Origin of the sequence: Ketobacter alkanivorans (assembly GCF_002863865.1) — a bacterium.
GTDB classification, from domain to species: domain Bacteria; phylum Pseudomonadota; class Gammaproteobacteria; order Pseudomonadales; family Ketobacteraceae; genus Ketobacter; species Ketobacter alkanivorans.
Map to the genome: position 1 here is coordinate 1,269,102 of NZ_CP022684.1, position 25,765 is coordinate 1,294,866.

22 protein-coding genes are annotated in these 25,765 nt (G+C 53.3%); 9 read left to right on the plus strand and 13 right to left on the minus strand.

Going from position 1 to position 25,765, the window contains the following annotated elements; translation table 11 throughout:
* Positions 1-63 precede the first annotated feature (63 nt).
* From Kalk_RS05365 to Kalk_RS05385, 5 genes are read left to right on the plus strand one after another with little or no spacing between them, the layout of a single operon-like run.
* Positions 64-1,278 carry an acyl-CoA dehydrogenase family protein gene (locus Kalk_RS05365; protein WP_101893226.1) on the plus strand — a complete coding sequence of 405 codons (1,215 nt, stop codon included), beginning with the start codon at positions 64-66 and terminating at the stop codon, positions 1,276-1,278.
* Positions 1,279-1,286: 8 nt separating this feature from the next.
* Entirely contained in the window at positions 1,287-2,108 is an 822-nt protein-coding gene (locus Kalk_RS05370; protein WP_101893227.1) for an SDR family oxidoreductase, read from the plus strand.
* Between the two features lie 32 nt (positions 2,109-2,140).
* Positions 2,141-3,214 carry a phosphotransferase family protein gene (locus Kalk_RS05375; RefSeq protein WP_101893228.1) on the plus strand — a complete coding sequence of 358 codons (1,074 nt, stop codon included), beginning with the start codon at positions 2,141-2,143 and terminating at the stop codon, positions 3,212-3,214.
* Positions 3,214-3,906: a histidine phosphatase family protein gene (locus Kalk_RS05380; protein WP_101893229.1), complete on the plus strand. Its 693-nt coding sequence runs from the start codon at positions 3,214-3,216 to the stop codon at positions 3,904-3,906. Before Kalk_RS05375 ends, Kalk_RS05380 begins: the two co-directional genes overlap by 1 nt.
* A 30-nt stretch (positions 3,907-3,936) precedes the next feature.
* Entirely contained in the window at positions 3,937-4,707 is a 771-nt protein-coding gene (locus tag Kalk_RS05385; RefSeq protein ID WP_233716820.1) for an SDR family oxidoreductase, read from the plus strand.
* 449 nt (positions 4,708-5,156) lie between these two features.
* On the opposite strand, the gene Kalk_RS05390 is transcribed toward Kalk_RS05385, so the two are convergent.
* From Kalk_RS05390 to Kalk_RS05400, 3 genes are all read right to left on the minus strand, one after another.
* Positions 5,157-6,506 carry an alpha/beta hydrolase gene (locus Kalk_RS05390; protein ID WP_101893230.1) on the minus strand — a complete coding sequence of 450 codons (1,350 nt, stop codon included), beginning with the start codon at positions 6,504-6,506 and terminating at the stop codon, positions 5,157-5,159.
* Between the two features lie 175 nt (positions 6,507-6,681).
* Positions 6,682-8,028 carry an alpha/beta hydrolase gene (locus tag Kalk_RS05395; RefSeq protein ID WP_101893231.1) on the minus strand — a complete coding sequence of 449 codons (1,347 nt, stop codon included), beginning with the start codon at positions 8,026-8,028 and terminating at the stop codon, positions 6,682-6,684.
* 256 nt (positions 8,029-8,284) lie between these two features.
* Complete coding sequence (locus tag Kalk_RS05400; RefSeq protein WP_101893232.1) at positions 8,285-9,631, minus strand: alpha/beta hydrolase; 1,347 nt, start codon at positions 9,629-9,631, stop codon at positions 8,285-8,287.
* A gap of 315 nt (positions 9,632-9,946) precedes the next feature.
* On the opposite strand from Kalk_RS05400, the gene xseA reads away from it, so the two are divergent.
* The 4 genes from xseA (at position 9,947) to Kalk_RS05420 (ending at position 15,620) form a co-directional block, all read left to right on the plus strand.
* Entirely contained in the window at positions 9,947-11,317 is a 1,371-nt protein-coding gene (gene xseA / locus Kalk_RS05405; protein WP_101896222.1) for an exodeoxyribonuclease VII large subunit, read from the plus strand.
* A gap of 53 nt (positions 11,318-11,370) precedes the next feature.
* On the plus strand, positions 11,371-12,333 hold the full coding sequence (locus tag Kalk_RS05410; protein ID WP_101893233.1) for a LysR substrate-binding domain-containing protein: 963 nt from the start codon (positions 11,371-11,373) through the stop codon (positions 12,331-12,333).
* Between the two features lie 62 nt (positions 12,334-12,395).
* Entirely contained in the window at positions 12,396-14,756 is a 2,361-nt protein-coding gene (locus tag Kalk_RS05415) for an efflux RND transporter permease subunit (protein WP_101893234.1), read from the plus strand.
* Between the two features lie 60 nt (positions 14,757-14,816).
* A complete protein-coding gene (locus Kalk_RS05420) occupies positions 14,817-15,620 on the plus strand; it encodes a DUF2914 domain-containing protein (RefSeq protein WP_158643320.1) in 804 nt (267 codons plus the stop codon).
* A gap of 14 nt (positions 15,621-15,634) precedes the next feature.
* On the opposite strand, the gene Kalk_RS05425 is transcribed toward Kalk_RS05420, so the two are convergent.
* From Kalk_RS05425 to ndk, 10 genes are all read right to left on the minus strand, one after another.
* The gene (locus Kalk_RS05425; protein ID WP_101893236.1) at positions 15,635-16,333 is read right to left on the minus strand and encodes a class II aldolase/adducin family protein; all 699 of its coding nucleotides are present in this window, start codon (positions 16,331-16,333) and stop codon (positions 15,635-15,637) included.
* Positions 16,334-16,389: 56 nt separating this feature from the next.
* On the minus strand, positions 16,390-17,811 hold the full coding sequence (gene der / locus Kalk_RS05430; RefSeq protein ID WP_101893237.1) for a ribosome biogenesis GTPase Der: 1,422 nt from the start codon (positions 17,809-17,811) through the stop codon (positions 16,390-16,392).
* A complete protein-coding gene (gene bamB / locus Kalk_RS05435) occupies positions 17,808-19,010 on the minus strand; it encodes an outer membrane protein assembly factor BamB (protein WP_101893238.1) in 1,203 nt (400 codons plus the stop codon). Before bamB ends, der begins: the two co-directional genes overlap by 4 nt.
* Positions 19,010-19,696 carry a YfgM family protein gene (locus Kalk_RS05440; protein WP_101893239.1) on the minus strand — a complete coding sequence of 229 codons (687 nt, stop codon included), beginning with the start codon at positions 19,694-19,696 and terminating at the stop codon, positions 19,010-19,012. Before Kalk_RS05440 ends, bamB begins: the two co-directional genes overlap by 1 nt.
* Before the next feature lie 4 nt (positions 19,697-19,700).
* On the minus strand, positions 19,701-20,978 hold the full coding sequence (hisS, locus tag Kalk_RS05445; RefSeq protein ID WP_101893240.1) for a histidine--tRNA ligase: 1,278 nt from the start codon (positions 20,976-20,978) through the stop codon (positions 19,701-19,703).
* Positions 20,979-21,041: 63 nt separating this feature from the next.
* Positions 21,042-22,166, minus strand: coding sequence for a flavodoxin-dependent (E)-4-hydroxy-3-methylbut-2-enyl-diphosphate synthase (ispG, locus tag Kalk_RS05450; RefSeq protein WP_101893241.1), 1,125 nt, complete (start codon positions 22,164-22,166; stop codon positions 21,042-21,044).
* Positions 22,167-22,248: 82 nt separating this feature from the next.
* Positions 22,249-23,226 (minus strand): RodZ domain-containing protein, encoded by a 978-nt coding sequence (locus tag Kalk_RS05455; RefSeq protein WP_101893242.1) that lies wholly within the window; start codon positions 23,224-23,226, stop codon positions 22,249-22,251.
* A gap of 3 nt (positions 23,227-23,229) precedes the next feature.
* On the minus strand, positions 23,230-23,997 hold the full coding sequence (gene pilW / locus Kalk_RS05460) for a type IV pilus biogenesis/stability protein PilW (protein WP_158643321.1): 768 nt from the start codon (positions 23,995-23,997) through the stop codon (positions 23,230-23,232).
* A 43-nt stretch (positions 23,998-24,040) separates the two neighbouring features.
* On the minus strand, positions 24,041-25,216 hold the full coding sequence (gene rlmN / locus Kalk_RS05465) for a 23S rRNA (adenine(2503)-C(2))-methyltransferase RlmN (protein WP_101893244.1): 1,176 nt from the start codon (positions 25,214-25,216) through the stop codon (positions 24,041-24,043).
* 105 nt (positions 25,217-25,321) lie between these two features.
* Positions 25,322-25,753 carry a nucleoside-diphosphate kinase gene (ndk, locus tag Kalk_RS05470; protein ID WP_101893245.1) on the minus strand — a complete coding sequence of 144 codons (432 nt, stop codon included), beginning with the start codon at positions 25,751-25,753 and terminating at the stop codon, positions 25,322-25,324.
* Positions 25,754-25,765: the final 12 nt, after the last annotated feature.

Sequence of the window (25,765 nt, forward strand, 5' to 3'; positions counted from 1 at the left end):
ATTCATTGGCCTTATTATGCCTACTTCTCTACTCTATGGGCAAATCACAAAAAGGAGTCCGCCATGGATTTTTCCCATTCCCCAAAAGCGCAGGAAATGATTGCCCGAGTAAAAGCTTTTATGGATGAGCACATCATCCCCAACGAGCTGAAATACATGGAGCAGGTAGACGAGCACAATGGCGACTGGACCAAATGGCAGGTTCCCGCCCTGATGGAAGAGTGGAAAGAGCGTGCCAAGGCGGAAGGCCTGTGGAACCTGTTTCTGCCGGATGAGCACTACGGCGCAGGCCTCACCAACAGCGAATACGCCCCGCTGGCAGAGATCATGGGCTATTGCCCCTTTGCTTCGGAGGCCTTTAACTGCAGCGCACCGGACACCGGCAACATGGAGGTGCTGTTTAAGTACGGCTCCGAACAACAGAAAAAGCAATGGCTGGAACCTCTGCTGGAAGGCACCATCCGCTCGGTATTTTTTATGACTGAGCCGGGCGTGGCCTCCTCCGACGCCACCAATATGGAAGCCACCTGTGTGGTGGAAGGCGACGAAGTCGTCATCAATGGCCGCAAATGGTGGAGTTCCGGCGTAGGCCACCCTGACTGCAAAGTGGGCATCTTCATGGGTGTCACCGACCCGGAAGCCCCTCGCCATAGCCAGCACTCCATGGTACTGGTGCCACTGGACACCCCCGGAGTGAAAATCGAGCGCATGCTACCGGTGTTCAACCGTTACGACGCACCAGAAGGTCATGGCGAAGTATCCTTCACCAACGTGCGCGTCCCCATCGAAAACATCATCGCGGGCCCCGGTCGTGGCTTCGAAATCGCGCAAGGTCGCTTAGGGCCAGGCCGCATCCACCACTGCATGCGTCTTATTGGCGCTTCCGAACGGGGCCTCAAGCATTTGATCGAACGCTCCCTGGAACGGACTGCTTTCCACAAGCCACTGGCCAAATTGGGTGGGAATGGCGACATCATCGCCAATTCACGAGTGGAAATCGACATGGCACGGCTGTTAACTCTCAAAGCCGCCTACCTGATGGACACCGTTGGCGTGTTCGGCGCGATGACCGAAATCTCCGCCATTAAGGTGGTAGCACCAAATGTTGCAACAAAAGTGATCGATGCGGCCATTCAAATCCATGGTGGAGGTGGTGTATCTAATGACTTCCCATTGGCACTGTTATACGGCTATGCCCGGGTACTGCGCTTGGCAGACGGCCCAGATGAAGTTCATCGTGGCCTGATTGCCCGTATCGAACTGAACAAATACAAGTGAGGAACGACATGAACAGTGCAGTAAAAGTGGTCGCCATTACCGGTGGAGCAAGTGGTCTGGGCAAAGCCATGGCCCTGCGTTATGCAACAGCAGGCTGGCGGGTTGCCATTGCCGACATCAATGATGAGCGCGGCGCGGAAACCCTCAAAGAACTGCAAGCCCTCACCGGTGATGCGTTCTATCAGAAGGTGGATGTACGGGATGCCGCCGCCATTGAAGCCTGGCGCGATGCTATTATCGAGCGCTGGGGGCAAGTGGATGCGGTCATCAACAACGCCGGTATCGCTTCCCATGGCGGCATTGCCGAAAGCTCACTGGAAGACTGGGACTTCGCCATCGACATCAATTTGATGGGGGTGGTACGGGGTTGCAAACTGTTCAGCCAAGTGATGAAGCAGCAAGGTTTTGGTCATATCGTCAATATCGCCTCCATGGCCGGGCTGATTCACTCTCCTGAAATGAACAGCTACAACGCCACCAAGGCTGCGGTTGTGGCACTGTCAGAGACCATGCTGTTCGAGCTGGCACCTTTTGGCATCGGCATTACCGTGGTGTGCCCCGGCTTCTTCCAAACCAACCTGGCAGAATCCACTCGCTCACCGGATAACCACGCCCAGGCCCATGTGAGTAAGATGCTGGCTACATCGGACATCACCGCCGACGATATCGCAGATCAGGTTTTCGCAGCTGTGGCAAACAAACAGTTTATGCTGTTACCCCACAAATCCTATCGCAACACCTGGTACTGGAAGCGGTTTATGCCAACACTGTATAACAATAAAATGGGGCAATACGGCGCCAAGCTAGCAGCCATGCGCCAACGATCATAAACGCAATCATAAGAATTTGATGGAGTGACTACATGAGTGAAGTGTTAGACCAAGCCGGGAAAGTCCGGGAAGGGGAAGAACTGGATCCGAAAATCATCACCGATTACGTGAAGTCGGTAGTACCGGACGTACAAGGCGATGCCGTGATCAAACAGTTCCCCGGCGGGGCCTCCAACCTCACCTATTCAGTAAAATTCGAAAACAAAGATTACATTCTGCGCCGCCCGCCTTTTGGCACCAAAGCCAAATCAGCCCACGACATGGGGCGCGAATTCAAGGTGATGAGCAAACTGAAACCGGTTTACGCCTACGTGCCGGACATGATTTCGTTTTGCGAAGAACAAGGCAGCCCACTGGACTGTGAGTTCTATATCATGGATCGTCTCGTCGGCATCATTCCCCGCGCCGACATGCCCAAGGGTGTCGAACTGACTCCCGAGCAAGCCCGCAAACTCAGCGAAAACTTCGTGGATCGTTTTGTAGAACTGCACGGCGTCGATTATGAAGCTGCCGGTTTACAGGATCTGGGTAAAGGCGATGGCTACGTGGTACGCCAGATCGAAGGTTGGTCAAAACGCTTCCTGGCCGCTAAAACCGACGATGTACCCGATTTCGAAAAGATCATGGCGTGGCTGCACAGCAACATCAAAGATCAGATCAAGGTCTGCGTCATCCATAACGATTACCGAATGGACAACGTGGTACTGAGCCCTACCGATCCTACTGAAGTGATCGGAGTTCTGGATTGGGAAATGGCTACTCTGGGCGATCCGTTGATGGATCTGGGCAATTCACTGGCCTATTGGGTAGAAGCCAATGATCCACCGGCCCACCAGATGATGCGCCGTCAACCCACGCATCTGCCTGGCATGATGACCCGCGACGAAGTGGTCGCCCATTACTGCGCCAAAACCGGTTTGCGCGCCGAGGATTTCCTGTTCTATCGGGTTTATGGTGTATTCCGCCTGGCGGTTATTCTGCAGCAAATCTACTATCGCTTTTATCACGGTCAAACCAAGGATCAGCGCTTCAGTGCCTTTGGCATGATGGTGAAACTGTTGGAAGAACAGTGTAACGAACTGCTGCAAGAAGCTGGCGAGTTTTAATGGCTGCGATTTACTTTATCCGCCACGGGCAAGCGTCGTTTAACAGCGACAATTATGACAAGCTCAGCCCCACTGGCATCAAGCAAGCACACGCATTGGGCACCGCGCTGAAACAGCGCGGCGTTCAGTTCGATGCCGTCTACGCGGGTTCCATGGTGCGCCATGCAGAAACCGCAGAAGGCTGCCTGACCGCCATGGGATGTGACTTAGATCCCGTGATTATTGATGGTTTCAACGAATACGATCACGAAGAGGTTCTGTTCAAACACCGGCCCGAGTTCAGCAATAAACTCAATTTGGCAGAATACCTCGCCCAACACCCCAATCCGCACAAAGCGTTTCAGGCAGAATTTGAACTGGCCCTGCATCGCTGGCGTGGTGGTGATTACGATCATGAATACGATGAAACCTGGCAACATTTCAATCAACGCTGCGTTAACGCGTTAAATCAGGTGAGAAACAACCGCAACGCAAAGTCGATTGCGGTATTTTCCTCCGGCGGCCCCATTTCCGTCGTCACCGGACACTGCCTGGATTTAAACGATGCCCACATTGCAGAACTCAGCTGGTCAATCATGAACTGCTCTATCACCAGCCTGCTGTACAATAAAGACAAAATAACACTGCGTTACTTTAATGATTTTTCCCACTTCGAGTACGGTGAAGATAAATCATTACTTACCTATCGCTAATAAAAAAATGATCCCAAAGAGGCCCAATCCATGGACATGAAAAAACCTTTTGATTTGAGCGGCCGCGTTGCCCTGGTCACCGGCGCATCCCGAGGCATTGGCGAGAGCATCGCCAAGTTGCTGGCAGGGAATGGTGCTCATGTCATCATCTCCAGCCGCAAAATTGATGACTGCCAACGTGTCGCTGATGAAATCAAAGCCGATGGCGGCAGCGCAGAAGCCTATGCCTGCCACATTGGCGACATGGAACAGATCGCGGGGATCTTTAATCACATCCGTGAAAGCCACGGCAAACTGAACATTCTGGTGAACAACGCTGCGGCTAACCCATACTTTGGCCATGTATTGGATACCGATCTGGGTGCCTATCAAAAAACCGTTGATGTGAACATCCGCGGCTACTTCTTTATGTCGGTGGAAGGCGGCAAACTGATGCGCGACAACGGCGGTGGCTCCATCATTAACGTGGCCTCAGTGAACGGCATCATCCCGGGCCCCATGCAGGGTATCTATTCCATCACCAAAGCAGCGGTCATCTCCATGACCAAAACCTTCGCCAGAGAATGTGCCGGTGCTGGAATCCGAGTTAACGCCTTACTGCCCGGTGCTACCGATACTAAATTCGCGCAAGCCCTGGTGAAAAACGATGCAATTTTGAACCAACTGTTGCCCCATGTACCGCTCAATCGAGTGGCCCAGCCAGACGAAATGGCGAGTGCGGTTTTATATCTGGCTTCGGATGCCTCCAGCTACACCACCGGTACCAGTCTGGCGGTGGATGGTGGATATTTAATAGGCTAAACCGATTCGAAATATAGAACCTCTCTGCTTAAAACGAGAGGTTCTATCAACCCCCACCCCTGACGCTTTTATACTCTTCTTATATCTTTTCCGTCTGCTAAAACGTCCGTTATTTGCTTTGGCTATAACAAAAGATTCTGTTACAAAGCGCCGCATTGACGCTACCGCTGGATAGTCGCACCATGGGTCAGGTCAGCACGCAACATTGCGCGACTGATCTGTTTTCATACGCAAGATAAGAACAGGAGACAAGATCATGAAAGTGACGTTCAATAAGGATGTACTGTTCAGCCTTACCAGCAAAGAAGAAGAAAAAATGCTGGAAGCCCTACACGAATATCTCGATTACATGTTTTTCGCTAACTAGTTTCTCGTAAACGAGCAAGGCGAACCGAATTTGTAAAAAGGCTTCCTTAGGGAAGCCTTTTTTTGCAGCCGACTTTAACCAATCAGAGCGCGTCCAGCCAATCAGCAATAGCTGGGTAGGATACGGTCGGTGCCTGGTTGCCGTTCACTACGTCGATATGACCACTGTTGGGAATTTCGATCCATTCATCCTGGGGATGATGTGTTTTTCCCTCAAATAAAATGCCAACCATGGTGTCGGTATCCACCAGCCCCGATGCATCGGAAAACACGGAATAAGCCGGTGCGGTCATGCGCGACATATGATCTTGGTAGTAATAGTACCCATCATCCGTTCTGCGATCTGGTGGGTTGATCAAATCCTGGTTTTCCTCTCCATTGCGCCAATGCTCGCGAAACTCGCCATTGATCGCCCAGTCGGAATATTGCGCCGTCACCCCCATATAAAAACTGGAAAACACCATACGGGCATGAAAGTCTTCTACATAGCCATTCATGTTGGCGGTGCGCCAAAAGTCCAGCCCGCCAAACACATTAGCCCATTGCGGCAAGTAACTGGGGAACGCGTCAGCCAACCCGGTAACCAGCTTAAAGGTAAGATCGATACCGCCAGACACGATCACCGGCGGCAACAACGACAGCACCCAGGGTAACACCGAGTCCAGGTCTACCAATACCGGCTGCACCAGCGCCTGAAAAAAGGCTCGGCTATCCAGTAACCAACTGTACGGATAATAGGGTATGCCTGCAGGATCCAAGGCAAGATAGCCCGCCACATTGGCATTACGTTCTGCAGCCAGCTCAGGGCTGGACGTCACATGGGGTAAATAGTCGCCTGCGGCCACCACGGCTGCATCCATGGTGATACCCTGCAGGTAAAGATAGCCACACAGACCCCCGGTGGAGTGCCCACCGATTACCGGCTTCTTGCCAGTCACGCTGCGAACCTTATCCACCGCTGCAGGAAAGTCCAAAGCACACCACACGTCCAGGTTGCTATTGCCATGGCCGTGCTCACTATCGAAATCCCCACGCCCTACGCCACGGTAATTAGGCATCCAGACATCATAACCACGCAGATACAGGTAGTGCGCCAAGCTGAAAAACTTCAGATTATCATCTTGAATAACTGGATCTTGTTTGGCCCATTCCGGCGCATCCTGCGGCAGCTTATAGTGATAGCTGTTAAGCCACGGGGGAGAATAAACATCGAACTGATTGTTGTTGAGGGTAATACCAGGGAACAACACCACCGGCGTGCCATCACTGAATTCATAGCCTGATGTGGGCCGATAGCGACGCATTTTAATATCAATGCCATCGGCAGTATTAGCCACGTAAAGGCCAATCTCTCTATTATCTGCACCGCAACCAGACAGCGCCACAACAAGGCACAGCAGCCAGCCTATCCCTATCGTTGGAAACCTACCCATATCCCTTCCCCGTTATTATTTATGTGCGCACACAAACCGAAAGGCCACTGATAGAGCCTTCAAATGTGCTGCTACATTAATCGCTGGGCAAGAGTCTGGGCAATACAGGAGAGCGCTGTGGCATAGACCATTAACCAAAATGGCCTGTCCACATCGGTGAACAGGCCATTTCGACCTAGAGGCTATCCATCCAATCAGCTATGGCCGGAAACGAGATGGTGGGAGCACTGTTTCCGTTTACAATATCCACATGGCCTGAGTTGGGCACTTCGATCCATGCGTCTTTGCTGTTATAGGTTTTTCCGTTGTAGATGGTATCCACCATGGTAGCGGTATCCACCAAGCCTGAGTGAGATGAGAACACCGAAAAAGCCGGTACCGTCATCCGCGACATATAGTCGTTGAAGTAATAGTAACCATCACCGGGTGTGCGGCCAGGGGGCACCACTCGATTGGCATTCTCCTGTCCATTTTGCCAGTGTTCTCTGAATTCGCCGTTGATGCCCCAGTCAGCATATTGGGCAATGCCGCCAAGATAGAAACTCGATAGCGCAATTCGGGCAACGAAATCCTCAGCATATGGATCCATGTTCTCAACGCTCCAGAAATCCAGAGCACCGAACAAATCAGCCCAATGAGGCAGATAGCTGGGGAACGCATCCGCCAAGTTGCCGATAATCGTAAACACCAGGTTAACTGCCCCGGAGGTGATGGCCGGTGGCACCAACGACAACACCCACGGCATGATGGCATCAAGGTCAATCAGAACTTCCAGGGCAAGGATATCGAATATCAAGGCGTTATCGATCAGCCACTCATAGGCCAGAATCGGCGAACCTGCAGGATCAACCCCCACAAAACCAGACACATTGGCATTACGCTGGGCCGCCAGTGCCGCACTGGAGGTCACATGGGGCAGGTATTCTCCGGCTTTCACGACATTGGCATCCATGGTGATGCCTTGAAGGTAAAGGTAGGCGCACAAACCGCCAGTGGAGTGGCCGCCAATCACCGGTTTCTTGCCAGTTACCGCACGCACTTTGTCTACCGCCGCGGGGAAATCCAAAGCACACCAAACATCAAGGTCGGTGTTGCCATGACCGTCTTCACTGGCGTAGTCATCACGGCCCACACCTCGATAGTTCATCATCCATACGTCATAGCCGCGCAGATACAGATAGTGGGCCATGCTGAAGTATTTCAGGTTGTCATCACGGATAGTGGGATCGTTACGAGCCCAGGCAGGCGCATTCGATGGCAGCTCATAGTGATAGCTGTTCAACCAGGGCGGTGAATACGTATCCCATTGGTTGTTGTTCATGGTGATGCCGTTGGCCAGCAGTATCGGCATTCCGGAGCGATAGCTATGCCGGGGAGTAGGACGATAGCGTTTCATCCCGATCTTCACACCATCAGCCGTGGTGGCGTTATAGAGCCCTTCGACACCAGCGCCGCCGCACCCTGTAATCAGAAAAACAAAGCACACCAGCATGGCTGTGCCCGATATTTTTATTATCTTCATTGGTTGCCCTACCCTGAACGGTTGTTTTTGTTGTTATGGACTACAAAATCATACTAGCAAGGCGCTTCAGATGGGTTTTGTTCAATCAGGCCAGAGGGCAGGAAAAATTGTATCTATTGGTAAAGTTTTTGTTTATGCATCAATAAGGGGCGCATAACAAAAAGCTCCCCCTCGTAACTAAAAAAGGCCCCCCTAATAAGGGAGGCCTTCGTTGTCTCATCCCATTGCAGGATGATTTTTTATACTTACAGATTGCTTACAGGGTATCTAACCAGTTAGCGATTGCAGGGAAGGAAATGGTAGGAGCGCCATTACCGTTCACTACGTCAACGTGACCGGAATTAGGTACTTCGATCCACGCATCTTTGCTGTTGTAGGTTTTGCCGTTGTAGATAGTGTCAACCATGGTCGCAGTGTCAACCAGGCCAGAGCTGGCAGAGAACACAGAGAACGCAGGTACAGTCATACGTGACATATAGTCATTGAAGTAGTAGTAGCCATCGCCAGGAGTACGGGCAGGTGGTACAACCAGGTTGCGGTTTTCCTGGCCATTCTGCCAATGCTCACGGAATTCACCGTTGATACCCCAATCAGCGTACTGAGCGATACCACCCAGATAGAAGCTGGAGAACGCGATACGGCCAGTGAAGTCTTCTACATATGGATCCATGTTCTCAACACTCCAGAAATCCAGAGCACCGAACAGGTCAGCCCAGTGAGGCAAGTAGCTGGGGAACGCATCCGCCAGGTTGCCGATGGTTACGAATACCAGATCAATTGCACCGGACGTAATGGCAGGTGGGAACAAAGACATAACCCAAGGCATTACCGCATCCAGATCAATCTGCACTTCCAAAGCCAGAATATCGAAGATCAGAGCGTTATCAATCAACCACTCATAAGCCAGGATAGGTGAGCCAGCAGGGTCAACACCCATGAAACCGGACACGTTGGCGTTACGCTGAGCAGCCAGTGCAGCACTGGACGTTACGTGAGGCAGATATTCACCAGCTCTCACAACGTTGGCATCCATGGTGATACCCTGGAGGTACAGGTAAGCACACAGACCACCGGTTGAGTGACCACCGATAACCGGCTTCTTGCCAGTCACGGAACGCACTTTGTCTACCGCAGCAGGGAAATCCAGGGCACACCACACGTCAAGGTCAGTGTTACCGTGGCCATTTTCACTGGCGTAATCATCACGGCCTACGCCACGATAGTTCATCATCCATACGTCATAGCCACGCAGATACAGATAGTGCGCCATGCTGAAGTATTTCAGGTTGTCATTACGGATGGTGGGATCGTTACGAGCCCAGGCAGGCGCGTCCGAAGGCAGCTCATAGTGGTAGCTGTTGAGCCAAGATGGAGAATAAACATCCCATTGGTTGTTGTTCAGAGTGATACCGTTAGCCAACAGGATTGGCATACCGGAACGATAGCTGTGATTAGGAGTCGGACGATAGCGCTTCATCCCAATTTTCACGCCATCGGCAGTCGTTGCATTATAAAGGCCTTCGACACCATTGCCGCCACAACCGGTTAATACGATTGCGACACACATCAACAGAGCACTGCCTAGTGGTCTTATCAGTTTCATAGATTACCCTACCCTAGATTCTTCTGTATTTAATATTGTTGTTATCCGCTTAGTTGTTTTCTGATCATTAATACATGATGTGCAGGATTAGAAAACTACTAAACCATGCTAACAAAGTTCAATTCGAGGCATTTGTATCCGTGGGACAGATAGGGCCAAGAGGTGTCCATTTCCAGCCAAAATTTACACAAAATAGCGTTTTTTATGTTAATGCTTGTAACCCGTAACTATTTACTCTGTAACAGGTTTTGCTCTGATCTTGCTATTAAATCAAGTGATCTAGCCCGAAATGACGTAATTGAGTATGATGCGGCCATGACTGCATACGATTCCGAAATTCAAACCCCCCAAGCTCAGCAGCGCCACGTATTTTCGGTGTCGGAGCTGAACAACAGCGCCAAGACCCTGCTGGAGAGTCAGTTTCCTGCCATTTGGCTGGAAGGCGAGATATCCAACCTGGCCCAACCCCGTTCCGGCCATATTTATCTGACCCTGAAAGATGACCAGGCCCAGCTGCGAGCGGCCATGTTTCGCGGTAACAACATCCGCCTCAAGTTTCGCCCCAAAGATGGCATGCAGGTTCTGGTAAGAGGCAGGCTGAGCCTGTTCGCCCCCCGTGGTGATTACCAGCTGATCATCGACCAGATGGAAGAGGCCGGGCTGGGGGCTCTGCAACGAGCCTTTGAACAACTGAAGACAAAGCTGGCCGAAGAGGGTCTGTTCGACGAGTCTCGCAAGCAACCGGTTCCCAGCCGCCCTGGCCGCATTGGGGTCGTCACCTCCTCCTCAGGGGCCGCCATTCACGATATTTTGTCTGTTTTGCAGCGCCGGTTTCCACTGACTGAAGTGGTGCTTTATCCCACCCTGGTGCAGGGTGAAGAAGCCGCTGCCAACATTTGTGCCGCCATCGCCAGCGCCAATCGACGCCAGGAATGCGATGTGTTGATCGTAGGCAGGGGTGGCGGATCACTCGAAGATTTATGGTGTTTCAACGATGAACGGGTGGCCCGCGCCATTGCAGGCAGCGCATTACCGGTGGTGTCGGCCGTGGGCCATGAGATCGACTTCACCATTGCCGATTTTGTGGCAGACGCCCGTGCGCCAACGCCTTCGGCTGCTGCAGAAATGCTAAGCGGCAGCGCCCAAGAACTGTTGGAGAGCATCCGCAGCTACGAAGACTGGCTCACCACCTACATAGGCCGCAGCCTACAGGAGCGACAACAACAACTGGACTGGCTCAAACGCCAACTCAAGCACCCCGGCAAGCGCCTGGAAGAACATGCCCAACGCCTGGATGAGCTGGAACTGCGCCTGCGCCAGTCCATCAAGCGTAAGTTGCAGTTGCAGCACAGCGAACTCGGCACCGCCCAGGCCCGCCTGCTGAGCCGCACCCCCAGCCACCGCATCAGCGCGGGGCAAAAAGATCTCGCCAACCTGGGCTCGCGCCTGCAACGCAGCTTTGCCCACAGCATGGAGGCCAACAAGCGGGATCTGCGCAACCTGGCACTGCGGCTCAATACGATCAGCCCCTTGGCCACCCTCAGCCGTGGTTACTCTATAACCAAGTCTGAGCAAGGCGACATCCTGCGCTCGGCCAGCCAAGTGCAACCTGGGGATTCCATTCGAACCCAGCTGCACCAAGGCACACTGATTTGCTCTGTGAATAAAGTAGAGCCCCCTGCCTAAGGCAACAAACTGCTACAATCAGATGATTCACATTCATCCGAGAACAGCATCCCATGGCATACAAGGGCCCCTCTCTACAGGCACTGCGGGTATTTCAGGTGGCAGCACGCCACCTCAGTTTTAAGCTGGCCGCGTCCGAGTTGAATGTCACTCCGTCTGCCGTGAGCCATCAAATCAAAGCCCTTGAAGAGCAACTGCAGTTCAATTTGTTCAGACGCCTGAATCGAGCCCTCAGCCTTACCCCGGCGGGGCTGGAATTGCTGGATGCCGTGGATCAGCATCTGTCCCAACTGGAGCGGGCCACCAACGACGTAATCCGCCGCCACGGCGCACCCTCCATCCGCGCCCATATCCTGCCCTTTATGGCCACAGAAATCGTGATCCCCAAGCTGTATCACTTCCAACAGGCCCACCCCGAGGTGGAGCTGCGCATTGAAACCAGTTACAGCGCCAGTGAACAGTTCACCCTATCCGGCTGCGATATAGGGGTACGTTTTGGTGACGGCAACTGGCCCGGACTGATCGCAGAGAAACTGATGGAAATCAGGGTAACCCCCGTGTGCTCACCGGAATTCCAACGCCAGCACCAACTGCAGACCCTGGCGGATATCAGGGGTAAAACCCTGATCAACCTGCCGATGGAGCCGGATCCTTGGCAACGGCTGGCTGAAGAAGTAGGCATGGCGCCCCTCCCCCCCCACCCAGAGCTGACCCTGGATAATTACCTCAGTAACCTTACCGCTGCGGAGCAAAACCTGGGTTTGGCCCTGGGGCTGCTACCCATGGCCTTTCCGTGGCTGCAGAAAAACCGCCTGATCGCACCTTTTGACATACACTTTCAGATAGACCAGTCGTACTGGGTGGTATACCGGCCGCAGGATGCGGATCGGCCGGAAATTCAGATATTTAAGCACTGGTTGCTCGGGTTGTTCGAGCAGCTGCAACGACAATCAGATGAGTTTTATTCATTTGAAGCACAAAAGGTTTCGTTTGTGAGCCAGCCACATTCTGGCTAGCCTGATAACCTGTGACACTAAACCGTGCACGCTCATAAATTATAAAAAGGCGTTCAACCATCATGCTGCAGGACCGTCTCAATCACTACTTTGTGCATCACCCCATGCTGATTATCCTGGCTTGCCTGGGTATAGTGATCGCCTTGGGGGCGGGGCTGCCACCCCAGGTCACCACCGATTTCGAAGAGTTCTTCCCTGATAGTGACGACAACCTGGTGGCCTACCACGACCTGCAAACCACCTACACCAATGTAGACAACGTATTCTTTGCCATCGCCCCCAAGAGCGGCATCGTGTTCAGCCAGGACACCCTGACGATTATCGCGGAGATGACTGAACAGGCCTGGCAGCTGCCCTACTCCCAACGGGTCGACTCCATTACCAACTTCCAACACACCATCGCCGAAGATGATGATCTGCTGGTGGACGATCTGATTCCCGATCCGGCCAACGCCTCCGCTGCCGAGTTGGCGGACGCCAAAGCCATCGCACTGGCAGAGCCCCAACTGGTGAATCGCCTGCTGTCGCCCACGGCCCATGTGGCGGGCATTAACGTCATTGCCAACTTTCATCAGGCGGAGGACAAAAGCACAGCCATTCCTCAGGTAGTACAGTCTGCCCGAGAGTTCATGGCTGACTTTCAAGCGAAATACCCACAGGTGGACATCTACCTGGTGGGCAAAGCCATGAACAACAACGCCTTCAAAGAAGCCACTCTATACGACATGAAAACCCTGGTGCCGATCGCCTTCCTGTTTGCGATGGCCTGCATTCTGGTGTTTATGTTTGTTGCCAGTGGCAGCATTATTACCAGTTTAATGGGCACCCTCACCACCCTCGCTGTGATCATCACATCCGTCGTCGCCGCCATGGGTGCCATGTCCTGGCTGGGTATCCACATATCCCCACCGGTGGCTAATGCCCCCACCATGATCCTGACCCTGGCCATCGCCGACAGCATGCACCTGCTGGCTACCTACTTCCAGAACATGCAAAAAGGCATGCAAAAGCAGCAGGCGATGGAGCAAAGCTTAAGCCTCAATTATCAGCCGGTGATGCTTACCAGCCTCACCACGGTGATTGGCTTTCTGTCGTTGAATTTCAGTGAGTCGCCCCCCTTCCGCGATCTTGGAAATGTGGTGGCCATTGGTGTATTTGCCGCCTGGTTGTTCTCCATCGCACTATTGCCCGCCATGGTGATGCTGCTGCCTTTCAACATCAAGGCCAGCAAAGTCAAACAAGGCCAGAGCAGCGACCGCCTTGCCAACTTCGTAATCAAGCGCCGGGTTCCCGTGTTTATTGTCTCCAGCATACTGATTGTTGTGAGCACCTCTTTCCTGTTTGACAATCGCCTCAATGATGTATGGGCAGAATATTTTGATGAACGCACCCAGGTACGCATTCATTCTGATTTTGTGCGAGAGAACCTCACCACAAACAACACTATTTCGTTCTCCCTCAGGTCGGGCGAAGAAGGCGGCATCAGTGATCCTGAGTTTTTAAAACTGGCGGAAGGGTTCGCGCGCTGGTTGGAATCCCAGAGGGAAGTAATCCACGTGGCCACCTATACCGACATTATGAAACGGCTCAATAAAACCATGCACGGAGATGATCCTGCTTGGTACAAACTGCCCGACAACCGCGAGCTGGCCGCACAATACTTACTGCTGTATGAGTTTTCACTGCCCTTTGGACTCGACACAAACAACCTGTTGGATACTGCAAAGTCATCGACTCGCATAACAGCCATCGTAGGTGATTCTTCTACCGACAATATTCTCGGCCTGCAGCGACGGTCTCAGGAGTGGTTGAAACAAAATGCGCCGTCGACCATGTTCCACCCCGGCACCAGCTCCGACATCATGTTTGCCCACATGGGGTACAGTAACATCCGCAGCATGCTGGAAGGCTCGGCACTGGCGCTGCTGATCATATCCCTGATCCTCGGTTTTGCCCTGCGCTCAGTAAAGTTCGGGCTGATCAGCCTGATTCCAAATCTGATTCCGGCTGCTGTAGGCTTTGGAGTGTGGGGGCTGTTGGTAGGGCAAATCGGGCTTGGCCTCTCTGCCGTTGCCGGTATGACCCTGGGCATCGTAGTGGATTACACCGTGCACTTCCTCAGCAAATATCTGCGCGCCATGCGAGAGCAGAATTTGAGCGAACCGGATGCGATCCGCTATGCCTTCCGCACCGTCGGGACCGCCCTGTTCGTCACCACTCTGATACTGACTGCCAACTTCGGCGTACTGGCACTGTCGGATTTTCGTCTCAGTGCAGACATGGGGCTGCTGACAGCAGGCACCATCATCGTGGCGTTGCTGGTGGACTTTTTCTTCCTGCCACCATTGCTGATGTTTGTTTCACGCAAACCCCGGCAAGCCGTATCGGCACAGCACCAAAAAGCGCCCCTCGAATCATTGTGATACGCCTTCATAGTGGCTATGCTCTGTGCCCTGAACACTTGGTACAGAGCAGCCACCGTCATGACCGAAAAAAACACCCCCGAATTTAATCATTACCAACATAATGCGCCCGAATACACCGAAGAAGTGTTATGGCACCGCGTGTATGCCGTGGCGGCCACCGTATTGTTGGTGGTGGCATTGAGCGGCTGGGGTTTATACAACCTGTTCAAAAGTGACGAGCCCGGCAACGCACCGTTCAAAGTGGAAGCGCTAGCCCCAAGTGCCGCGATTCCAACGGCAGAAGATCCGGCCCAGACAACCACGTTCGCGACCGAGCCTGCGGCGGCGGCAAATGCAGTAGCAGATACAGAGGAAGCGGCACCTGAAGAGGCCGTAGCAATCACAAGCGAAGCGGTAACGGTTGAGCCCGCAGAAGTCACGCCCGAAGCAGCCGACAACCGCACCGAATCGGATACCATGGCAGTAATCGATCACACCCCCAGCGCTGCCGACGACAGCTATCAGGTTAAGGTTACTATCCTGAATACAGACATCACCCACGCGGCCCTCACCGATCGAATAAAAGAGCTGGAGCCCGCTCGGGAGATAAACTCCACCACCGCTTTGGATGACGGGTTTTTGAAACTGTATTTTTACACCGACTTATCCGGGCGAGCAGGCGATACTCTGACCTACAGCTGGTATCGCGATGAAAAGCGAGTCGCTCGTGTACGCATACCAGTGGGCAGCGACCGCTGGCGCAGCCATGCCAGCAAAAATATCAGTGCCAAAATGCGCGGGAGCTGGAAAGTAGTGGTCACAGATCGCAAAGGCGAAACCCTGGCCACCTCAGAGTTCTATTTGAAAGCAAACGCGTCCTGATCCAGAACGCCCCATCAGTGTTGGGTGAAATAATGCTCGTCCAACCTGTGAGCATCCAGAACCAACTGCAGTAAGCGCGACCCGGCGGCATTAACGTCTTCCGCATAAACGATGATGCCATCTTCGTGCCCCTGCATGGCAATCACTCCTTCCTCCTCTGGCGAGGCCTGCACCAAGTCCACCACGGCCATAGCCATTTCTGGCGTGCCATAGGGCACCCGAGCAGGCGTCACGGCCATATCAAGAGCCTCTGCGCGCTGCCACAGTAACGGCGAATGCACGTGCATCACGCACTGTATGGATTCACTGGCATCGTAGAGCGCTGCATGGGTAAGGGCTTCCGAGGAAGGCTTAAGCGGGCCGCGAGCGCGAATAGAGTTGCACTGAACATCGGCGCTTTCCACCAACACATAGTGTTCGCGACACAGCAAAGGCAAATGGCCGGTTTGAGTTCCAGAAATGACGAAGCCCAGGCTTGCTCCACGATGACTGACATTACCGTAGCCAAGGCCACCGTAGCGATCAGGATCCTGACCAATAAGACCAAGGCGGAATAAATAGCTGCGCCAACGGTTCAGCTCAGATAGCTCCGGGCAATCGATATGATGATCGCGATTAAATTCCAGATGATATTGAATCACGCCTTCCTGAAGCGCTGCTGGCACTTCAGGTATGAGGGCGGTCTTGGTATCGGTGTGAGGTTTTTGTCCCATGCCAGCGCTCCGCAAATGCTCGTCTGACGGCCCAAGCCATTGACCTTTCTCCGACCTTAGCGCTTTTTCTTTTTCTTCTCTAGCTTTTTGTGGTGCGACACCATGCGCTTTTTCTTATGAATCTGTCGTGGCGTCAAGGTGTTACGACGCCCAGCGAACGGATTTTCACCAGTTTTGAATTCTATGCGAATCGGGGTTCCTTCGATGGCCATAATGCGCCGGAAGGTGTTCTCCAGATAACGCTTATAGGATTTAGGAACATTGTCGGTCTGGTTTCCGTGAATAACCACCAGGGGCGGGTTGCTGCCACCCATGTGAGCGTAGCGCAACTTGATCCGACGACCATTCACCATAGGTGGCTGATGATCGGATATGGCATCTTCCAGAATCTTGGTGAGGAACGGCGTAGTCAGCTTTTTAAAGGCGCTTTCGTAGGCCTTTTGGATAGACTTGTACAGCTCGCCCACTCCAGTGCCATGCTTAGCCGAAATAAAGTGAATTTTGGCGAAGTCCACAAACACCAATCGACGCTCAAGCTCACTTTTTATACGATCTTTGGCCTCAGCCTCCATGCCATCCCACTTGTTGATGGCAATCACCAGGGAACGGCCCGTTTCCAAAACAAAGCCCAACAGATGTAGATCCTGATCCACGATGTTTTCGCGGGCATCCAGCACCATCACCACAACATTGGCGTCTTCCACTGCCTGCAGGGTTTTGATGACGGAGAATTTTTCTACGGTTTCATTAACCTTGCCGCGCTTGCGCACGCCAGCGGTATCAATGATGGTATAGCGCTGTCCATGACGCTCAAAGGGGATATACACGCTGTCGCGGGTGGTACCGGGCATATCAAATACAATGACACGCTCTTCCCCCAACATACGATTTACCAAGGTGGACTTACCCACGTTGGGGCGGCCCACGATGGCCATTTTAATGCCCCGCTCCGCCTCGGCCTCTGGATCCAGCTCTTCCTCCACAGGATCTGGCAGCTCTTCAAATACATGATCTATAAGCTGGCCAACACCACGCCCATGGGCGGCAGCAATGGCCAAAGGATCGCCCAGGCCCAAGCTGAAGAAATCGGCGACCACCACATCCTGATTCAAGCCATCGATCTTGTTTACCACCAGCATCACGGGCTTTTGCCGTGCGCGCAGAATCTGCGCCAACGTTTCATCCGCCGGGGTAACGCCAGCCTGAGCATCCACCATGAACAGCACGATATGGGCTTCTTCCACGGCCTGCATGGATTGATCACGCATGTAGGTATCAATACCCTGCTCGTCACCGGAGATACCACCGGTATCGATGACGATGAATTCACGCTCGCCAACCCTGGCATCACCGTACTGACGGTCACGGGTAAGCCCCGGCATGTCCGCTACGATGGCATCCCGGCTACGGGTAAGTCGATTGAACAGGGTGGATTTGCCCACATTGGGCCGCCCCACTAGCGCGATTACTGGCTTCATTTTTCCTCGATTGCTTTATAGGCGGCAAGCTCGCCACTGTTGCCCTGTACGTAGACGGTGTCATCAAACACTACCGGTTCTACGCGCAGGCCATCCGCCGCATCGGTAACACGACGTAAGGATTGTGCTTTATAATTGGCATGTGAATACCGCTTCACACCCACCTTGGCCCGTGCCAAGAAGCTGCCATCCTGATAGGAAAGCCAGTACAGAAAGCCTTCATAGTCACCCACCAATACATAGCGATCGTAGGCAGTGGGAGCACTCAGGCCGCGCCCCTTGAGTTGTTCTTGCTGCCAGACATCGGTGCCGGATATAGAATCTTTGGCGTACAAAACGCTGTCTTCATCCACGACATACAGCTGGGATAAAAACTCAGACACACCGGCGTAAGACGACATGGGTTTGGTCCACAGTACCCGGCCCGAGGGAACGTCGATGGCGGCCAAGCCACCCTGGAAGGTAACGGCATAGGCCACCTGACTGGACACCCAAAAGCGTCCATCAAGGTCATTCAGCCGCTCTAACTCTGAGCGCCCCTTGGATTCACCAATCAAGCGCTCCCAGGCAACAAAACCACTTTCTGTGTCCAAGGCCACCAGTTTGCCATTGGCAAAACCGGCCAATGTCGCCCGCCCCATAACCACAGGGCTGCTTTCACCCCGCAGGGTCAGAATAGGAATACTGGTATCAAACAGCCAAACCGTGCTGCCGTCGTTACGATCCAGACCATGCAAGCGACCATCGATGGTTTGCACCACCACCCGATTGCTGCCAAACGCAGGTACGGACAGGATCTGACCGCTGAGTGCTTTCTCCCACAGTACGCTGCCGTCATCCTCATTCAGGATAAGAACCTCACCATTGGCGGTGCCCACCGCAACCATACCGTAGGCAGCACCTACGCCTCCGGTAATATTGCGGTCAATATCGACGCTCCACTCACGCTTGCCCGTGAGCCGGTCAATCTTGAACACTTGACCTTCGGCCGATGCAGCGAAGACCCAACGCTCCGTCACCGCAGGCTTCAGAGACAGATAGGCCTCATCCACGCCCTCGCCAATGCGGGCGGTCCAGAGCTTTTTAACCGTGATCTGTGCTTTGAACTGCGGCAGTGGCGAAGGTGGAACCAGGTTCTCATCATCGCTGCAGGCCAGCAGAAACAGGGGCAGCAGTAGTGCCAGAAACCAATTGCGCATCAGTTTCCCGCCACCAGCAGGTTATCGTACTTAAATTTCAGGATCGGACGGCTCTGCCCTTCGTTACGATCGGCGCTCAGGTTCATGGCTTTCTTGTAGGCATCGCGCGCCTTGTCCTGATCGCCCATGGCCACGTAGATATCACCGCGGACTTCTTCATAAGCATCCGCTTGGGCACCTGGCTGAACCGAATCAAGCGCTTTCAAGGCTTCGTCGTATTTTTCCATGGACGCCAATACCCGTGCCAGACGCAGGTTGGCAATCAGGCGGGTCGGCTCACTGGCGGTGTTTGCCATAGCCCATTGCAATTGGCTGGCAGCTGCTTCGTTGTTGCCCGCCAACATGGCTTCTTTGCCCAGCATCATGGCACCAAACACGGCGTACTCGCTGCCCACGTAATCGGTTTTCAGTTGCTCTCCCAGGTGGGAAAGCGTGGCAACCTGACCCTGCAGCTCTTCTGCATTGCCGGAAAGACGGTGCTGCTCTGCCAGTTTGGCTGCTTCAACCACTTGACCGTAGAGCACTGCAGCAGCCTCTCGGTTGGTCTGGGTGCTTTGACTCCAGGTCTGCCAACCCAAAACGGCCGCGATCGCCAGTGCAATCCCAATCAACACACTGTTGCCGTTGGTTTTCCACCATTTTTTGATCGCTTCTATTTGTTGTTCTTCGGTAGTGTAAACGTCCACGTTTTTACTCCTGGCTGATCAGGTTTTCTGCAAAAAAGGTTTGAAGTTGATCCTGCGGGATAACCACTTGCTCGCGCTGTTCACGCAAGAACTTGATGGCCACCTGCCGGTTTGTTATTTCGCTTTCCCCCAGTACCAACGCAAAGCGGGCACCAGAATCATCGGCTTTCTTGATTTGCTTTTTGAACTTGCCGCCGCCGCAGTGGCATTGGACTCTCAAATCGGGTAATTGGTTTCGTACTTTTTCTGCCAGCAGCAAGCCCTGTATGGGATCCTCTGACATAAGGTATACATCCGGCGTATTGTTGATGTGCTGCACCACGCCAGTGGCTTCCAACAACAAGACCAGACGCTCGATCCCCATGGCAAACCCAACCGCCGGGGTAGGCTTACCGCCCAGTTGCTGCACCAAACCATCATATCGACCACCGGCACAGACTGTGCCTTGGGCACCCAGTGCAGTGGTCACCCATTCGAACACGGTTTTGCAGTAATAGTCGAGGCCACGCACCAGGTTCGGGTTGATCTGGTAGGGCACACCGGCGGCATCCAGCGCTGTTTTTAGCTGTTCGAAGTGCTCGCGGGACTCGTCATCCAGATAGTCATGCAGGCTGGGTGCATGTTTCAGCACTGCCTGTGTGCCTTCATCTTTACTGTCCAACACCCGCAGAGGATTGCTGTCCATTCGGCGCTTGCTGTCTTCATCCAGTTCATCAAAGTGATCGTTGAGAAAGGCTACCAGAGCATCACGGAACTGGGCGCGGGCCTCGTTGGAACCCAAACTGTTCAGTTGCAGCGATACCTGATCGGCAATGCCGAGTGCTTTCCACAAACGCGCAGTCATAATGATCAGTTCAGCGTCAATATCAGGGCCGTTCATGCCGAAGGTTTCTACCCCGATCTGGTGAAACTGGCGATAACGACCTTTCTGGGGCTTTTCGTAACGGAACATGGGCCCCATGTACCACAGACGCTGCACCTGGTTATACAGCAGGCCGTTTTCTTCTCCTGCTCGCACACAACCGGCAGTTCCCTCCGGGCGCAGAGTGAGACTTTCATCGTTGCGATCCAGAAACGTGTACATTTCCTTCTCAACGATGTCGGTCACTTCGCCGATGGAGCGTTTGAACAGATCCGTGTACTCAACGATGGGCATACGGATTTCGCCATAGCTGTACTGGTTCAACAGCGCTCGTACGGTGCTCTCGAGGTACTGCCACACAGCAGAATCCTGCGGCAGTATGTCGTTCATGCCGCGGATGGCTTTGATTCGCTTACTCAATTCTGGTGTTCCTAACTCTATTCGCTGACGGAGATGGGTAAAAGCGGCCGATTATAAGCCAGATCAAGCTCCGAGTGTTATTTTTGCCGGTCCATCTTCGGAATTCGCGTCGGCTTCCGCCGCTTTGGTGCGGATTACTCTCTCCAGCTCGTCAATCAGATCGGCATTATCCACTTTGTGGCTGGGCTTGCCTTCACGAAAGATCAGGTTGTTGGGGCTACCACCGGTGAGACCAATGTGGGCCTCTTTGGCCTCACCCGGGCCATTGACGACACACCCAATGATGGCCACGTCCAGCGGGGTCTTGATGTCTTCGAGGCGGGATTCCAGCGCATTAACCGTACTGATGACATCAAAGTTTTGTCGCGAGCAGCTGGGGCAGGCGATAAAGTTGATCCCTTTCGTGCGCAAACCAAGGCTTTTCAGGATATCGAAACCCACCTTGACCTCTTCCACCGGATCCGCCGCCAGCGAGATCCGCAGGGTGTCGCCGATACCTTCCATCAGCAATGCCCCCAAAGCGATGGCGGATTTTACCGTACCTGAACGCAATCCTCCGGCTTCGGTCACGCCCAGATGCAGGGGGTTGTCGATCTGGGCGGCGATCAGCCGATACGCCGCCACCGTCATGAACACATTGGACGCCTTCAGGCTCAACTTGAAGTTCTGAAAATCAAGCTTGTCCAGTATGTCTACATGGCGCATAGCCGATTCCATAAGGGCCTCGGGTGTAGGCTCGCCGTATTTTTTCTGCAGGTCTTTTTCCAGAGAGCCGGCGTTCACACCGATACGGATAGGGATGTTCTTGTCACGAGCACAATCCACCACAGCCCGTACGCGATCTTCTCGACCGATGTTGCCTGGATTGATGCGCAGGCAATCGACGCCTTGCTCGGCAACCGCCAGGGCGATTTTGTAATCAAAGTGGATGTCCGCCACCAGCGGCACCGAAACCTGTTTTTTGATTTCACCGAAGGCAACGGCTGCATCCATGGTGGGAACGGAGATGCGCACAATGTCCACACCGGCCTCTTCCAGGCGCTGAATCTGACCAACTGTGGCGGCTACATCGGTGGTCTCAGTATTGGTCATACTTTGCACGCTGACTGGCGCGCCACCACCCACAGGGACATTGCCAACCATAATTTGGCGAGACTGACGACGTTTTATAGGTGATTCAAAGTGCATTACCGGACTCCTACCCTGTTTTGATCAGGGCGGTATGTTACGAGTTATTGAGGTGTATTGCTACGAGTACAAGGGCAGGCCGCTATTCGCCGAGCCGCACCCTAACCACATTATGAGAAGGAACATGGAAGGACACCGGCTGCCCATTGTAGCTCAAGGATACGACGTTACCGTTACCGAATTTTGCTTCAAACGGCGGCACCCCTTCCAGATGCTGAGTCTCGCCATGACGCTTGAGATTGGAGTATATCAGGTCACCACGCCCATCCCTTACCTCCACCCAGCAGTCTCCGGTAAAGGTCATGTCAAGCACGCCGGTGGCAAACTGGGTTTCCTCCATGGCCACCACAGGGGTCGCCGCCACGGGCTCTTCCACAGCCACAGGCTCCTCAGTGGCAGCAACAGGCATTACTGACACAGGCGCGACTTCAACCGGTTCAGGCTCAGGCTCATTGATTGATGCAGACACTGCGCTCGAGGCATCAGCGGATTCCGGCTCAGGCTCCGGCTCCTGGCTGTCTTCAGCCTGGGTCAGCAGCTCTGCGTCGGCTATAGATTCTCCGGTAATGGTTTCGCTGGGCACGGCTGCCACTGGCTCTGACACCTGCGCATCCACAACAGAGTCGTCGCCACTGGGCCAAAACACCGTAACCACCAGCAGAATCAGCACTACCCCAACACCAACCAGCAACGGAGCACCCAATCGAGAGCCTGAACGCTGCGCCTGAACCGGTTCCGGGGATTTCAGGTTGCCACCACCAGTAATGGCCTCGTAGGAGCGCACCAGCTCTTCTCCAGGCACCCCCACCAGGCGGGCATAACTGCGAATATAGCCTTTGACAAAGGTAGCGTTGGGCAACACACGATAATCGTCTGCCTCCAGCGCTTTTACCACGCCGGGTGAAAGGTGTAACGAATCCGCAACCTGACTCACGTCCAGCTTGGCCGCCTCTCTACCTTTCTGCAGACGCGCCCCCGGAGAAGTCGCCGCCAACCCCTCAACCCCGGACTCATGAGCCGGTGTAGCGTTTGCTGCAGGTTTTCCGGGAAGCGCGGTCATATCTTACAGTGAAGCCTTAAATGCTTTGTATTCATCCGATCCTGGGAACAGGTTTTTTAAGGCTAGTTCATAACTTGCCAACTTGTCTTTATCACCCAGGATGCGCTGTAAACGGATACCCAACCACAGCTGCTTGGGGCTGGGCTGGGCTATCGATTCGTATTTCTTGAGATAGCGGGCTGCCAGTAGATTGTTGCCGTCATCCAGGGAAATTGATGCCATTTCCAACAAAGAAACCGGCAAGTTCGGATTCATTTGCAGAGCCCGATTGAAGGCAGTAATGGCTGACTCCTTATCATTCTTCTTCAAATAACAGATACCCAGATTCTCGAACGCAGTGTAGCGCCGCGGGTACTGATAATCCTTCACCACCTTTTCCAAGTGGGTGATAGCTGCATCATAGCGACCTTTCCCATACAAATAGGCCGCATAATTGTTGTGCGCCTGAGAAAAGCCCGGATCTTTAGAAAGCGCTTTCTCAAAATGTTTCTCTGCCTGAGAGTCCTCCCCTTCCATCTGATAGAAAAGCGCGAGCGCGTTGTTCACCGATGGATCATTTGGCGCAATATCGTATGCTCTGTGCAGCGTGCGATTGGCATTATCCATCTGCCGACTCTGCAAATAGCGAGTGCCTGCCTCAACATAAATACGCACCGCCTTGGCGGGATCACGGTTCTGGGCGAGCGGGTCATTGGTTTCAGTGACGCATCCGATAAGCCCCTGACTCAGCAGCAGCCCCAGCAACAATGCCTTGAATGTCGTTCTGTCCAATTGCCTCAATCTCCTCAGTAATGAAATAACGCAGACACCCGCCTCAGGAACGCCCTGAAGGGTGCACCTGCTGTACCGGAATTTTATTGCCTTTTGCCGCGACCTTAGCCTGCCATTGGGCCGAGCGTCGAGTTCGATCCTGAACTTTGCCCACTAACTGACCACAGGCAGCGTCAATGTCATCCCCACGGGTGGTACGAATGGTGGTGACAAACCCTGCCTTCATCAAACGATCCTGAAATGCTTTGATCCGCAGGCCATTGGGGCGCTTGTACCCCGAATTGGGGAAAGGGTTAAACGGAATCAGATTGATCTTGGAAGGCACGTCCTGCAGCAGCTCAACTAATTGTTCAGCATGCTCGAATTTATCATTCACACCATCGATCAAAACATACTCCATGGTTACCCGTCGCGAGTCTGGGAACTTGTCCACATATTGGCGGCAAGCCTTCATCAATTCCGATAAAGGGTACTTTTTATTAACAGGAACAAGCACATCCCGCAACTCATCATTGGGAGCATGAAGCGACACTGCCAGCGCTACATCAATACGCTCATACAGCTCATACATCTTCGGCACCACACCGGAGGTGCTCAATGTCAGCCTCTTCTTGGCTACGCCGTAACCCAGATCGTCCTTCATCAACTCCATCGCGTCGATGACGTTATCAAAATTCAACAGGGGCTCGCCCATGCCCATCATTACAATATTAGTGATATTGCGCAAACCGCGATTTTCAGGAGCACCAAATGAGCGTTGGGCTATCCACACCTGACCGATGATCTCGGCCACACTCAGGTCCCGCTGGAAACCTTGTTTGCCGGTTGAGCAGAAACTGCAATCCAGAGCGCAACCCACCTGGGAGGACACACACAACGTGCCACGATTGCCATCCGGGATGAACACTGTTTCAACTTTATTGCCTTGATCCAGTTCCACCACCCACTTGCGGGTGCCATCTTTGGAAAAGTGCTCCAGATCCACTTTCGGGCCGCGGATCTCGGCGACCTCATGCAGCTTGGTACGCAGGGCCTTACCCAAATTGGTCATGGCCTCGAAATCATCCACCCCAAAGAAGTGAATCCACTTCATAATCTGGTGGGCACGAAAACGCTTTTCGCCGATGGATTCAAAGAAATCCTCCATCTGCGGGCGCGTCATTCCCAATAAATTGACTTTATTCGTGCTGCTTTCGTTCGGATCAGAACCTGGGTTCATTTTGACACCTGTGTGGCCCAATATTTGGACCCTGTAGATACGACAAATGGAGCCATTCGACTCCATTTGTCACTAAGCGTAGCGTAAATTGCTGTTTTTACGCAATTAACGAGTGCGTGGGCACAGCTCGCTTTCAGCGAAAAAGTAAGCGATTTCACGGGCAGCAGAGGTTTCTGAATCAGAGCCGTGCACTGCATTCTCGTCGATAGTTTGAGCGAAATCAGCGCGAATAGTTCCTGCAGCAGCTTCTTTAGGGTTGGTGGCACCCATCAGTTCACGATTCAAGGCAACAGCATTCTCGCCTTCCAGAACCTGAACCACTACCGGGCCAGAGGTCATGAAAGATACCAGATCCTTGAAGAAAGGACGCTCGCTGTGCTCGGCATAAAAACCACCGGCAGTCTTCTCAGATAAGTGAACCATTTTGGAAGCCACAACTTTCAGACCGGCTTTTTCGAAGCGGGTCAGGATTTCACCCACTACATTTTTGGCAACTGCGTCAGGCTTGATGATTGAAAAAGTGCGTTGTACCGCCATGGTTCTCTCCAA